This window comes from Caproiciproducens galactitolivorans, from assembly GCF_026672255.1.
Classification (GTDB): Bacteria; Bacillota; Clostridia; order Oscillospirales; family Acutalibacteraceae; genus Caproiciproducens; species Caproiciproducens galactitolivorans_A.
In genome coordinates, this window is the sequence record NZ_JAPOHA010000008.1 from 100038 (window position 1) to 113045 (window position 13008).

General features: G+C 44.4%; 12 protein-coding genes and 1 pseudogene. 8 read left to right on the plus strand and 5 right to left on the minus strand.

Annotation, left to right across the window (positions count from 1 at the left end):
* Positions 1–52: 52 nt before the first annotated feature.
* The gene (locus OUY18_RS09160) at positions 53–460 is read right to left on the minus strand and encodes a type II secretion system protein (protein ID WP_268058475.1); all 408 of its coding nucleotides are present in this window, start codon (positions 458–460) and stop codon (positions 53–55) included.
* A 199-nt stretch (positions 461–659) separates the two neighbouring features.
* Here OUY18_RS09160 and OUY18_RS09165 point away from each other — a divergent pair, with 199 nt between their 5' ends.
* From OUY18_RS09165 to OUY18_RS09195, 7 genes are all read left to right on the plus strand, one after another.
* Entirely contained in the window at positions 660–2210 is a 1551-nt protein-coding gene (locus OUY18_RS09165) for a hypothetical protein (protein WP_268058476.1), read from the plus strand.
* Entirely contained in the window at positions 2200–2640 is a 441-nt protein-coding gene (locus OUY18_RS09170) for a hypothetical protein (protein WP_268058477.1), read from the plus strand. The genes OUY18_RS09165 and OUY18_RS09170 overlap by 11 nt, the downstream gene beginning before the upstream one ends.
* The gene (locus tag OUY18_RS09175; RefSeq protein WP_268058478.1) at positions 2637–3161 is read left to right on the plus strand and encodes a prepilin-type N-terminal cleavage/methylation domain-containing protein; all 525 of its coding nucleotides are present in this window, start codon (positions 2637–2639) and stop codon (positions 3159–3161) included. Before OUY18_RS09170 ends, OUY18_RS09175 begins: the two co-directional genes overlap by 4 nt.
* Positions 3162–3316: 155 nt before the next feature.
* A complete protein-coding gene (locus tag OUY18_RS09180; protein WP_268058479.1) occupies positions 3317–4672 on the plus strand; it encodes a hypothetical protein in 1356 nt (451 codons plus the stop codon).
* A 94-nt stretch (positions 4673–4766) separates the two neighbouring features.
* Complete coding sequence (locus tag OUY18_RS09185; RefSeq protein ID WP_268058480.1) at positions 4767–6140, plus strand: MORN repeat-containing protein; 1374 nt, start codon at positions 4767–4769, stop codon at positions 6138–6140.
* A gap of 25 nt (positions 6141–6165) precedes the next feature.
* Positions 6166–7431 carry a hypothetical protein gene (locus OUY18_RS09190; RefSeq protein ID WP_268058481.1) on the plus strand — a complete coding sequence of 422 codons (1266 nt, stop codon included), beginning with the start codon at positions 6166–6168 and terminating at the stop codon, positions 7429–7431.
* A 346-nt stretch (positions 7432–7777) separates the two neighbouring features.
* Positions 7778–10621: a hypothetical protein gene (locus OUY18_RS09195; RefSeq protein ID WP_268058482.1), complete on the plus strand. Its 2844-nt coding sequence runs from the start codon at positions 7778–7780 to the stop codon at positions 10619–10621.
* A gap of 168 nt (positions 10622–10789) precedes the next feature.
* On the opposite strand, the pseudogene OUY18_RS09200 reads toward OUY18_RS09195, so the two are convergent.
* The 4 genes and pseudogenes from OUY18_RS09200 to OUY18_RS09215 form a co-directional block, all read right to left on the minus strand.
* Positions 10790–10984, minus strand: a pseudogene (locus OUY18_RS09200) (manganese catalase family protein); the annotation flags it as partial.
* A complete protein-coding gene (locus tag OUY18_RS09205) occupies positions 10984–11244 on the minus strand; it encodes a spore coat protein CotJB (protein ID WP_268058483.1) in 261 nt (86 codons plus the stop codon). The pseudogene OUY18_RS09200 and the gene OUY18_RS09205, both read right to left, overlap by 1 nt.
* Complete coding sequence (locus tag OUY18_RS09210; RefSeq protein WP_268058484.1) at positions 11241–11450, minus strand: spore coat associated protein CotJA; 210 nt, start codon at positions 11448–11450, stop codon at positions 11241–11243. The genes OUY18_RS09205 and OUY18_RS09210 overlap by 4 nt, the downstream gene beginning before the upstream one ends.
* Before the next feature lie 159 nt (positions 11451–11609).
* Positions 11610–11774 carry a hypothetical protein gene (locus OUY18_RS09215; protein ID WP_268058485.1) on the minus strand — a complete coding sequence of 55 codons (165 nt, stop codon included), beginning with the start codon at positions 11772–11774 and terminating at the stop codon, positions 11610–11612.
* Between the two features lie 163 nt (positions 11775–11937).
* Between OUY18_RS09215 and OUY18_RS09220 the strand changes: the two genes are divergently transcribed.
* On the plus strand, positions 11938–12978 hold the full coding sequence (locus OUY18_RS09220) for a lysylphosphatidylglycerol synthase transmembrane domain-containing protein (RefSeq protein WP_268058486.1): 1041 nt from the start codon (positions 11938–11940) through the stop codon (positions 12976–12978).
* Positions 12979–13008 lie beyond the last annotated feature (30 nt).

Sequence of the window (13008 nt, forward strand, 5' to 3'; positions counted from 1 at the left end):
ATATTCAATTGCATATGCAAAGCATCGTTTAAGTTTTTTTATAAACACCTTTTTAAGCTATTACGTCTGCTAAATTGCTAGTGTCATCAAATACTGTACCGCCACTTCCATTTTTAGAAGCTATGATTTTTCCGTCTTTGTAACAATATTTCGCATCTTTAACTTTTAAAGTAGGGAGGCCGTCCTTAAATCCTTCGTGTATCATTGCTTCCTTAACGGATATGTCCTCCAATTTTTTACCAGTAGACAGTTCCCATACTCCTGTTTTCGCTTCGGAGTAAGCAGCTTTCAGCGCCATTTCCACGGACTGGGCATTGGATTTGTCTACGCTTACGTTTGCCGATTCGGTTATGTTGGAAACAGTGGGAATCGCAATGGCGGTCAGAATCGCGAGAATTGCAAGCACAATAACGAGCTCTACTAACGTGAAACCTTTCTTATTTCTTTTTTGCTTTACCATAATACCCTTCCTCTTTCCATATATTATTTAGGGAATTCTCTAAAAATATTCCGATTAGATTATAAACCTTGTGGAAACTGATGTCAATCCCTTCTTGAAAATTCGATAATTTTGTACAATTTGTCGGTTTTGTCTGTCAAAATCCTTGCGAAATTTCTCCGAAACCGTTATAATCAAGGGGAACGGGAGGTGTTGGCGCATGAAAATAAAATCTAAGCGCGGGGCTGCCCTTGCTTATGTCATTATTATTACGGCCGTGATGATGGTTCTTGCGTCCGCCCTGATTCTAACCGCGAAGGCTAATCTGGAATATACAAAAAACAGCCTTGAAGGCCGCCAGGCTTACCTTGATGCGAAATCCGCCATTGAATATGCGAAAGCATATCTGGTGAAATGCCCCGACAGCGATGATTTTTCCATCGTCAGAAACGCGGGCGGTTCGACGTTCTCGGTCGGAAGCCCGGGTGCCGCCGACGCCATTGCGGTTTATAACAGCAAAAACAAGGTAATTAACGCATCCGCGAAATATCAGTCTTCCGACCGTGTGCGCAAACTGGGCTACCAATTTTCGCAGGACGGCGAAGTTGGGACAAACGATTTTTTAGTGGCGAGTCAGAACTATGGGAAAAATCTCCTATATTTTAGTTATGGGGGCTTTTTTTCGAATCCAGTTTCTTCTTTGTTTCCAAAAATTCTCTTTAATACGCATTTACCTTGGGACGATTCCCACCAAGCCCCCGGCGGGGAAATTCCCGACAATTGGTGGAATATGATTCAGAATGTATCAAAGTATCCGGTGCTTTTTCCATACAGCGTAAGAGCTTTATATGGGGAAAGCTATACGCTGAAAGCGCCGCAGATTCTTTTGTTTGGAGAGGATTATAGTGCTTTATGTGATGAAAAGACCAGTATTGAGCTAAACAGCGACGTGATTTACATTCAGAGCGATATCGATGTCTATTCCTTTATTCCGGTAGCCCGGCCGAAGCTTATCCTGAAAAATTCCGGACGCGGCGTGGTTGTTTTCCAGAGGGATTGTAAAGTGGATTCGATTCAAATCAGCGAAGGATGTTACTCGTTTAAAAGCGGTACCGACCTGTTTAAGCCGAAAGATGTTGCGAGCCTGAAAAAGCTGAATGAAATTCCGGATTACGCGAAAGTGGATAAAAATGTTCTTGAAAAGCCGCGGGATATTATTTCGGGCGATGTGCAGTTCCCCTTGGAAAACGGTGCAGGATGGAGCCTTTACGGTAAAATTCCGGATTTTTCAACCTCCTTGGAAAGCGGCGAAGGTAAAATTGTATATTGGTACCTAAACGATGTGAGCAAATGGGATACCGGTAAAGGCAGGCGCACTTATGATTACTCCGCAAAAGAGATACATCTGCGCTATGTTTCAGACAATAACATTAAGATATCGAAAGATAAAACGATTCTTTTTAAAGCCGATTCGGTTACGCTCAGCTTTTCAGCCAACCTGAAAAAAAATCTGCCGGAAATTACTCAATCAGGCCCGTCCTCCTTTCTTCTGAAAGCGGCTGAACTTTCTGTGTCGGACCCGATTACCGTACGGTACAGTGGGGAGAAAGGACCATCGTCCTATGAGATCAGAGCGGGGCTGTATGATTCGACGCCGGAGCTGAATTTATTCAGCGAAGAAGCGAGGGATTATTTTAAAAATACAAAACCGAAGCCGTACAGCGGGGAAAATGCGGACATGACCGGAGGTGTGTATACCGATGGCCAATAAATACAGAAAGCTGAAAAGCCGGAAGGGCACCACGATGGTGGAAGTGGTCTTGTCCGTTTTGCTGTTGGCGCTGGTCGTAACGGCGGTGCTCACGGTCATGGGCTTTTCCCAGCGGCTGATTCTTTCGAACAGCAGTGAAACAAAGGCCGCGGCGCAGGCGCAGGAAATTACCGATGCGCTGATCACCCGGCTGCATTCCGCAAAAGAATCCGATTTCGAGTCGCTGGAGGTCTGCGGCGCAAAGTATGTAGAAAAGGATCAATTTCCGTTGGCAAAGGAGGATAAGCAATTTACGGTTTCTTCCGTTCAGGAGGAGGACGGCGTAGAGGGATATAAAATTGAAACGGCAGTTTATTTTTCAGACGGGAAAGACCGAAAATGTGTCCGGCTTTCCGCTTTTTCCGCGAAAGAAGGCGGCAGTACATCATGAAGAATAAAAAAGGCCTTACGCTGGCGGAACTGATTATCGCCGTGGCGTTTACAGCCGTTGTGATTTCTGCGGCTTGCGCGATGCTGCTCCTGAGCATGAACTTTTCGAAAACTGGAGCCGCCAGCGCGATGAATCAGCAAAAAACGGCCCTGGCCGAGAGCTATATTCAGCGTTATGCCCCGACGGCGGTAAAATTATCCCGGGAAAAAAGCCCGGACGCAAACGGCATTGTCTTTACCCTTTCGGACAATATTCTGCATATTTCGGAACAAAGGGCTGCAAACGGTGGATTGCGTGAACAGCGGATTGCCGACGCGGACGGAATTGCCAAGATAAATTTTCAAGTAGAAAATCAGATTCTGCATTACAGCATTGTGTCACAGGACGGCGCGTACACCCTCTCCGGCGGGATCATTCTGAATAATTGCCAGGATGAGGGGGATTCCCGGATTACCGTCGATTCCGAGAACGGCGCATTTCTGGAATTTCCAGGAAATTCGGGAAATTCCAAAATTCCGTAGTGCTTTTCGTCCGGAATCGCTGTCTTTTGTACAAAATGAAAATAAAACTTCGAAATTCTATTTCCCAAACGCATAAAATGTGCTATAATATGGTAAATAATACCAAATTATTGGCGATTTTTACTGAATCTAATGATGACGTTGGGAGTTAAAGTATGAATCTACTGAATGCAAAAAAAGCTTTGTTATTTAATGATTTTTTATCTTTACTGGCCAGAGAACCTTTGGAAATAAAATATAAGAATTTAGCCCGCATTTTGCATGTATCCGAGTCCACTCTTTCAAAGCTGAGGCATGGAAAACTGAATAAAATGCCATCCGGCATGCACCCGGAAAATATAGGGTCCGGCTTTGCGACAGGCGTAGTACGTTCCTTTGCGCCTACTGCCGGCACGGTTCGGCGTTTCGCCGCTTTTGCGCGGATTGTCGGTGAAAATTATCTTTTATCGGATGAATTGGCAAAAGCGGCGGATTCTCTTGCCGGAACCGTTCCGGTCAATGAGGAAAATGTGAAAAGGGTTTGCACCAGCGAGATACCGAAATTCATCCGGCGCTGTTACGAGGAATCCTACGCCAATTCCGAGATGGATTTTGCCAGCCATGTTTCGTCGCGCTGTATGGTTCAGTCCGAAATCATGTATCAGAAAATCTGTGATACCATCAACTGCGATACCTTTGATTCGGAAAAATTAAAGCAGCTTCTGAATATTGTTTACGCGGCGAACATCCGTCATCAACTTACGGCTTACGTAGGAAACCGGTCGATCATCGATCTGGTGGACCGGTTTGTGCGAAATCAGGCAGACGAGCCTTTTTATAATTATGTGCATCGGTCGGAGATTATCTCCATATCGGAGGATTCCACCTGTATCACGAGAACGATCAAGGGACAGCAGCAGATTGTTTTTCAGCAGCCGAAACCGCAGGAAATTATTATGCATCAGCCGCTGAACCATTTTATTGATACGCCCGATAAAGAATGCATTCAGGAAATGTTACGGAATATCACCTGTACGGTGAACCACATTCCTTTGATTAAATATATCAATATCCATGAAAACACAAATTACACCGATATGACGCATTTTTTTACCGCGCGGCAGGTACGTGACAATGTCAGCGGTACGGTTATGACGGAGCTTGCCTTTCGGTTTAAACTCTATCCGGGCGTAGCGGGGGAAACCGTTCATATTGCTTATGAATGCAGCCTCACCACTCCGTTCATCAATAATATCTCCTGCAACTACAGCTTCTCCCTTCTTTATCCCTGCAAGTTTCTGGAACACGAATTTGCGCTCGACGCCAAGTCAAGAAACAAATGGGGCGTTCAGGTAAGACTGTTTACGCCGATGACGACCAGTGCCTGCACGGTGGAACGGCCGGATGAACCCGTCGCGCAAATCGGCGGGACGACCGATCTGAAAAGAATTACCTTTTATGACTGGGCAATGCCTGGTACCGGCTATGTCCGAAATGTTTACGAATTGAAATATGCCGGGAAAGAAGCATGACAAAAACATCTTTTATTGATTCACATCTATTGCAAGTATTACATAGTATCCTATATAATAGAAGAAATATATACCTATGAGAGGAGGCTCCGGCATGCCGTTGCAAGATTTGGATCTTGCTCCTGTTTTTTACATGGTCTGCTACAGGCCGTTTGACGGCAATATGCAGAACAATGCGATTCTGGCCGGGGTGAGACGCGATTATCTGACGACCGGCAAAAGCTCCTCCGGCAAATACAGGAAATGTTTGGCAGGAACCGATGTATCGATCCATTACAGAATTGGAAAAGGCAGATTTCTCTGGCAAAAAAAGAGCGGCAGAACCCTTTTGCAGGAATCCTATCCGGAGGTTTACGGTTACTGTATATGGACAAGGAGTCTGGCCGGGAAAACCGTGAGCAAGGCCCGTTACGGGAAGGACCATATCTGGCTTCAAACCGCTTATTATGAAGGCGACACCAAACGGCCGACGGCCTTTTTAAAACCTGTGCAGGGGAGTAATGAGCTGGTCCTTCTTCAGATGAATCCGGAAACGGAAAAATATGAGGGTGTGAAACTGCTGCCCTGTGAAAATAACGAGGGCACGGCGCAGCAAAGTCTTTTGAATACGGTTGCGGGGGAGCCGCAGGTCTACGCGGAAACGAGCGGCGGCAGCTTCTGTTACTGCTTAAAGGAAGAAGCGGAAAGCCGGCTGGCCGTAATGCAAGACCTGCGCACAGGGAAGGAAAGCCTGACTCCGAAATGGCCGTTTGAAGAAGAAGAAGCGATTGCGTTTTGCTATATCGAGAATGACCGCCCGTTTCCGGCTCCGCAGCCGGAACAACCGGAGCCGCTTCCGGCGCAGCCGGAAAATCTCTCGGAGCAAGTACCGCAGGAACCGGATTATGCGGCGGATCATGAGATTTTCAGTACCGATGAACCGGCAAAGCCCGCGCGTTACGCGGTAGCCGCAAAAGGCCTGAACGGAGAAACGCAGGTCAGCGAATATCTTCCGCTGCAATTGGAAAAGGGTACGAAACGAATTGTCATCAGCGCGGAAGAAAGCTACCTTTATTTTGGAAAGGTGATCAACGGCCTTCGCCAGGGACGCGGCCGCACGCAGATGCAGAATGGATGTACCGCGTATGAAGGCGATTATTTGGATGACAAACGGGACGGCTTTGGCGCGTATTATTACAAATCCGGAAAAATCTGTTATGTAGGCGATTGGAAAGCAAACAAACGGAACGGATTGGGCGTTGCTTACAGTTCCCGCGACGGTTCCATCTTTGTCGGGCGGTGGAAGAATAACATCCCTACGGGGAGCGGTGCCGCGTTCGACGCGGAGGGCAAGCTTATTTATACAGGCGAATGGAAAAACGGTTTGCGCCATGGACACGGTACGGAATATAAAGATGGGGAAATCCTGTTCACGGGAGAGTTCCGAGAGGACAAGTATTATTCGGGATATGAACATATTCAGAAGTAGCTGATTTAACAGAGGGTGGGAAAATATGCGGAGTATTGAAATACATGATGTAAGCTGCGGCGAATGCATTGTGCTGCAAGGAGCAAATAAAGATATTCTGATGGTGGACTGCGGAGATCCGAAGACAGGCAATATTTCAGACATGATGAAGCGGTATGCCGGTGTGGCGTACCGCGATTTTTTACTTACGCATTATCATGAAGCGGAACTTCGGGGGCTTCATAGGCTTTTGAAAATCAATCCGAATACCTTTGACCGGATTTTTTTACCGGCTTCTCCCTGCGACAGGCACGGCAGGCCGCTGTTGTTGGAGTTTGCCCTTTTTACTTATGTATTTTCAAATCATAAGGACGATTCCTATTTAGAAAATCTGTCTTTGCTCCGAATTTTTGACTTTTTATTAAAGAAATCGAAAAGCCGGATATTTGCGCTGGCTATGGGTTCCTCCTTTCAATTCGATGGGGTTATTTACGACGTTCTGTGGCCGGCCGCGGCGGAGTATCCGTTTTCCGGCCTGTTTTCTGCCGCGGTAGAGGATATGAACGTCTGCCTGTCCTCCCCGTTCCTTCCGGGGGAGGCAGGGGAGTTTCTGAAATTGAAAGAGCAGTTCTGCGCCGCTTACCTTGCCTGTTGCCGGACTTCCCCTTTCAATCCGGAGAATATTACCCGTATGAATACAATATTAAATAGTATAGAAAAGTTATTGCCGCAGTTAAAACGTTTGCCTTCCGCACCGGATATTGCGGAAATACTGGAACGCCCGACGACACGGGAAACGTATAGAAGGGAACAGCAGGCGGCAAGCGTTATTTTCCAGAACCGGCGCAAAAGCGAAGCAAGCACCGATGATATTTTGATGACGGGTTCCGCCACGCCGGAAAGTATGGATGCTGTTTCGGATAAGCTGTATGACGGCTATTATATTCTGAAAGCACCGCAGCATGGCGCGGCAGGCGCCTGGAGCCATCTTTTCGGCGAAATCAGCGCTTCGCATATATTGATTAGCAATGGGAATAATAGGAAACCGGAATCGGTTGCCAGCGAATATGTTGATTTGCCCTCCATAAAGCACTGCACAGACTGTACCGCCTGCGCCTGGCTCCAAAACAGCGGATGTTCCTGCAATCGGATGAATTGCTGTTATGAACTGCATGAACCCGGATTGACGATTAAATGTCCTTATTGCCATAATCAGGACGGATCCGCACCATGTGCAATTTACCGAATAACCGTGGAAGGTGTCCGCTCCTGCCTATGCGATCATAAGCCCATTAATATGAACAAATTGTAAAAAATTTCTATACATGAGGGATCAATTTCCCCTTGAGTTCTATGCTTATCGCCTTATTGCATAATAATGGTCTTATTTCTGGAAAATATTGATGATAGAACCAAATATTATAAAAAAATATATCCAATATATACTTGACAATGATTTCCAAATATCTTATAATCCAATTAAACATATGAGTGGTGGTTGTGGTTGCGGCTATGCCAAACGCATCATTGGCAGAGTTTTCCACGAAACCATTGCAAGTCAGGGGAGATTATCTTAACACCCATGGCGAACATGTATGTTAAATTCTCATAGCACACGCAAATACGCAAAACGAACTATTTTAAGGAGGACAAAAAGGATGAAAAAAATCACAGGAAAAGTTGTTTCTCTTGTGCTTGCATTAGCACTTGTAGTATCCAGCTTTTCGGCAAACTTCGCTTTCGCCAGCACGAAGTCGATGGCGGGAGTTGTCACAGACACTTATGCAGATGATCTTTATCTCTGTAATAACGGCACGAGCAGGGAAATTGACCTCAACAAGTTCCTGACATCTAACAACGACTTTAACATGGAGACTAAAAACCATAAAGACGTTGATGATGTTAAAGTCAGTTCCATTTCTCACATTTCGGGCGACAGACTGGTTTCTTTAAGACTGGCAAACAGTGATGATGAGGCTTACCTCAAGTTAAAGAGCAGCACGAAGAGCGGTACAGAAGTTATTTCTGTTCTGTTTAAGGCTGATTACAGCGATGAGGACGGTAATGAATATACCGTTAAAGCAAATCAAAAACTGACTGTTCATGTTTATGACAAAGGGCAGATCGTGTTTGGTAAAGATGGGAAAAATGCTCTCGGCAAAGGTATTGATGATCTTGATGATATCGCGATGACAGCAGGTTCGACAGTACAGGTTGGCGTTTGGGTAGCAAAACCGGCGAATGATACAGAATGTTTCGCAGATTTTGATCCAGCACCAAGCGTATATTTGTCCGATAAGACTAGAAACTTTAAAGATTCAGGATATGTCCTTGATATTACAAGCGGCGATAGTGATTTCCATTTCTTTAAAGATAGCGGTACTGGTGCAGCGCAAATCCAAGACGATCCTACGGAGACGGCCACTGCATTATCGGGTGCATTAGAAGCAACAATTGGTAAAGCCAAAGACGGCAAGATTACTGGTGACGCGAGCACAGGTAATGTTACTATTACGGCTAAAAAACTCGTAGAGGATACTTCTTCAAAGGGCGTAAAGACATACAAAGCGTCTTCGGATTCTGATGACAAGTATACTTTAAAGGCAAAGATTGCAAAAAAAGTTGATCTTGATGCTTTGAAGAAGTATGATTCCAACAAGGATTATAAATCTGCGTCCTATACAATTAAAAAGACCGATGGCAAGAGTGTTTTAGAAGGTCTCTTCCAGTTTGACGGTAAGACCGCAGTAGTTACCGATAAGGAAATTAATTTTCCGAAGGGAACAGATAAAGTTACTGTTGATGAAGACGTCAACGTGAAGAAGATTTCCGGAAACATGAATACGCTTATCGTCGGTGATTGCAATATCGGTTCAATTGATATTGACAGAGGCGATGTTACTGTTGATGAAGGTAAAGTAGGAGATATTTCCATAGGCGACACAGCTCCTGCTGCAGCTACCGTGTCGATTACAGATGGTGCTAAGGTTGGCAACATTGATATAACAGATGCCGACGATACAGCCGAAAATGTTAAGATTGATGGCTCAACAACAGGAACAATTAAGACAGATGGCGATGTAGAAATTACTACATCTGATGATGATCATACGGCTACTACTGGTGAAATTACTGCTACTAAAGTTAAAGTAAATGCTGATGAAGCTAAGATTTCAATTGCTGGCCTGAAAGCTTCTGATGAAGATGCAGAGTTCTCTCTTTATAATTCCGATAACATGGAATTGACAGTAGGTAAGGTTGACTTCGATTACTATACAGATGCTAAATTGTATTTAGGCAACGAAGATGATGAAGACGATGCCTTTACAGGTTCAATTCCTGCGCCTATCAATGCAGCGGATGGTAGTATTGAAACAAAGAACGAAGATACAAATGTAACAATCAACGGCAAAGTTGATATTGATACGATTTCTGTTGATTCTGATTCTACAATCACTTTCAAGGATGACGTTAAAGTTGGTACACTTGACGGCGACGGTACAATGGTTGTAACTCCTGGTAAGCTTTATGTAAAAGAAAGTGCTTCCAGCACAAAATTGAAGCTTGCTGGTAATGTTGCTGTTGGTACAGTAGTACTCAAAGCAGATGCAGGTAATGTTGATGCTGATGATCTGAATTGCTATGGCTTTACACTTGAAAAGTCCACAGCTAGCAACGTTGATACTTTCAAGATTAAGAGTGTAAGCTTCGCGGGTCTCCAGATTAATAAGACAGCTTCTTCTATTGCGAAGGGCTATTCCGAAACTTTCACAGCTTCCGCTTATCCGACCGGTACTGCAATTCCGGCTGGTTATACAGTGAAATGGGATCTTGATGGTGGCAGCAGCGATGTATTTACCATGACTGCTACTGGCAATACTGCAACAGTTAAAGTTAACAGCATTGATGCTACATTCACATCAGAAAATCATACAACTCTGACTGCTACACTTTATGATGCAGACGGTTATGAAGTTGATGATTATGACGTAGCTAAGTGTGAAATCAATGCAACAGCTGTTCCTGCTGCAACGATCGACACAACACATGACTTCTCCGTTGCACAGGGTGCTTCCTACCAGTTCAAGGTTACTTCTACAACAACACCTTCCTTTACAGTTGGCACACAGGGTGTCTTCAATGTAGCTCTTGCTTCCAAGAATGGCAACGACTACTTCTACAAGATTACTGCAGTTGGTAAGGTTGGTTCTTCCACTGGTGTATACCTCAACGGCACAAAGGTTTGTGTAGTTTCTGTTAAAGCTCCGGCTTTCACATGCGATACAAACAAGGACATTACCGTTAAAGGTTCTTATCAAGTAAAGGTTACAGCAACAGCTACACCGACATTCTCTGTTGGTACAGCAGGCGTTTTCAAAGCTTCTTTCGTAAAGAAAGTTGGCAACGACTACTTCTACAAGATCGAGTCCGTTGGCAAGGCTGGCGCAAAAGCTGGTATCTTTGTAAACGGTGTTAAGGTTTTTGTAGCAACTGTTGGCTAAGTAATCCTTAATACTAGGAATTCTCTTAATTAAATTATTACTATCTCAACAAAATAAGTATAGTTGTATTTGCGTAGCGGCGGTTTGGGCGACAGCTCAGGCCGCCGCTTTGTGCTGCATTTTTAGAAAGGTATATGTACAGGGTAATAGATAACTTCATGGTTCCTATTCTTCGGTACCAATATCAGTTAAAGTTGCCTTCAGTTCCGGATAAGGCATGCTATAACGTTGACTCAAATACCGTAAGGCGGCACCGAGTTCACCGTCCGGCCCACCGTACTGCGCTATAATAATTTGAGCGAGTCGGGGATTTGTATTTTTAATTTTAATGGGGTATTGCAAACGTTTCTCGTAACTCCACATTATGCTTTCCCTCCTTCGTCTACGTCCCACGGCCACGGGTCGGAAATCCATGCCCAACGGCTGGTCGTTTTACTGCTTTCATTCATAGGACCGTAAGCAGCTTCGTACTTTGCAACCAGGTCGGCAGTTATTTTACGGTACTCATCGAGCTTTTGTGCCGCATTGCAGTCACCCGGATGGGTGTTTAAAAAAATATGAAGCTCCCACGTTGCAAATTGATAGGAGCGGATTTTTCGAAGCATTCTTTCCTGTTCGTTCATTTCAAGACACCTCTTCCTCCAAGAAACGGCTTGTCAAGGTCGGGGAACAGAGTGCCGCTGCGTAATCCTTTTTCTGGGTCATATATCGTACCGAATTGCTGGAAGGGTACATAAGCCATGGCAACGACTGTTACAGCCGGCAGCGGTGTCCGCGCAATCATGCAGGCTTCCCCTTCCGGATTATCCATTTTATCAATATTATCCATTAGGCTTCTCCTTTCTTATTCATTGGGCTTATCCTATCACATATTATGCAAAATTTGGACAGCACGTGAAATAAGGGTGCCTTTTATAAAAGGTTAATAGGGAAGGAAATAAAAAGGCCGCAGGAAGGAAATAAATCCATCCTACGGCCTTTTTGCTGTTTAGCAGCTGCCGCAAACACCTTTTATGCAGCGAAGCAAATCCTCCAATGTGCAAATATCTTCACCGCAGCCGGAAACTGCGTTTTGAACATTTGCAGGCAATGAAGCGAAATATTGATTTACATCTGCATTTGATGCTAAAAGATCACTTAATCCATTTGCCATATTCTCACCTCGCTAGCTAGTTTGTGAAAAATAAAAAGAAATATTAAGGAAAATAATACCGGATAACCATTTACGATTTGTAATTTGAAGGATTTATGATATAATCATAACGGTATATAATTTAGAAATTTGAATAATCAATTTTTTCGATTTGGAGAAAAATATGACTGTAAAAAAAGCAATACGGAAAAACCTTTTTGTAATTATTACGTTGGCCCTTTCAACGGGCGTTTTATTATATTTTTTGTTTACCACGGATGGGATTATTACCTTGGGAGAAATCGTTACGAAGCTTAGGCTGAGCTGGTTAATTATGGCGATTGTAAGCGCCGTGTTATGCTGGGGTTGCGAGGGTTACGCGCTGAATTTGCTGTGTTCTCATCTTTATCCGCGATGGACCTATAATCGCTCTTTTTGCGTTGGAATGATCGGTTTTCTGTACAGTGCGCTTACACCGTTCTCAACCGGCGGACAGCCGATGCAAATATACTCCATGCGTAAAATGGGGATGGATACCGGAAAAGCAGGTTCGATTATTGCGGTAAAAACGCTTACCTATCAGGTGATTATGGTAGGATATTCCCTTGTGCTGGTTGCATGGAAACTGCATTTTTTTCAAACTACTGTCAGCAATTTTTCCTTTGTCACGATCATCGGATTAATATCGAACAGTATGTTTATTTTTCTGGTAGCATTGTTCATGATCAGCGAAACGACAACGGACAAGCTCGTAAATGCGGTTATCCAGTTCCTTCACCGCATAAAGCTTTGCAGGCATCCCGCAGAACGCTATGAAAAAATCCACAGCCAACTGGAAATTTTCCACGACGCATCTAAGCTGATGGGAAATTCGACGAAGCTGTATATTCCGGTACTGGCCGTTACCGTTATTCAGATTACATTAAACAGTTTGATTCCCTATTTTATTTATCGAAGCTTCAATATGAATAGTGCCCCGATCACGACAATGGTTGCGGCACAGGTATTTGTAGCCATGGTAAGTGCCTTTGTTCCTCTGCCGGGTGCTTCCGGCGGCGCGGAGGGAAGTTTTTATATTTTCTTCGGCATGTTTTTCGGCCCGGCAATCCTGCCGGCAATTTTGCTTTGGCGTATCATCACCTATTATGCAAACATTTTGTTTGGCGCGGTATTCGCCTATATCGGAAAACGGTATAATGTGGAAAATGCAATTCCTGAACAGTAAAAACAGGGACTTATTGATTTCTCGATAAGT

Bases quoted from the DNA above. Each gene is read 5' to 3' on its own strand.
- OUY18_RS09160 (WP_268058475.1), bottom strand. From the start codon at position 460: ATGGTAAAGCAAAAAAGAAATAAGAAAGGTTTCACGTTAGTAGAGCTC.
- OUY18_RS09165 (WP_268058476.1), top strand. From the start codon at position 660: ATGAAAATAAAATCTAAGCGCGGGGCTGCCCTTGCTTATGTCATTATT.
- OUY18_RS09170 (WP_268058477.1), top strand. From the start codon at position 2,200: ATGGCCAATAAATACAGAAAGCTGAAAAGCCGGAAGGGCACCACGATG.
- OUY18_RS09175 (WP_268058478.1), top strand. From the start codon at position 2,637: ATGAAGAATAAAAAAGGCCTTACGCTGGCGGAACTGATTATCGCCGTG.
- OUY18_RS09180 (WP_268058479.1), top strand. From the start codon at position 3,317: ATGAATCTACTGAATGCAAAAAAAGCTTTGTTATTTAATGATTTTTTA.
- OUY18_RS09185 (WP_268058480.1), top strand. From the start codon at position 4,767: ATGCCGTTGCAAGATTTGGATCTTGCTCCTGTTTTTTACATGGTCTGC.
- OUY18_RS09190 (WP_268058481.1), top strand. From the start codon at position 6,166: ATGCGGAGTATTGAAATACATGATGTAAGCTGCGGCGAATGCATTGTG.
- OUY18_RS09195 (WP_268058482.1), top strand. From the start codon at position 7,778: ATGAAAAAAATCACAGGAAAAGTTGTTTCTCTTGTGCTTGCATTAGCA.
- OUY18_RS09205 (WP_268058483.1), bottom strand. From the start codon at position 11,244: ATGAACGAACAGGAAAGAATGCTTCGAAAAATCCGCTCCTATCAATTT.
- OUY18_RS09210 (WP_268058484.1), bottom strand. From the start codon at position 11,450: ATGGATAATATTGATAAAATGGATAATCCGGAAGGGGAAGCCTGCATG.
- OUY18_RS09215 (WP_268058485.1), bottom strand. From the start codon at position 11,774: ATGGCAAATGGATTAAGTGATCTTTTAGCATCAAATGCAGATGTAAAT.
- OUY18_RS09220 (WP_268058486.1), top strand. From the start codon at position 11,938: ATGACTGTAAAAAAAGCAATACGGAAAAACCTTTTTGTAATTATTACG.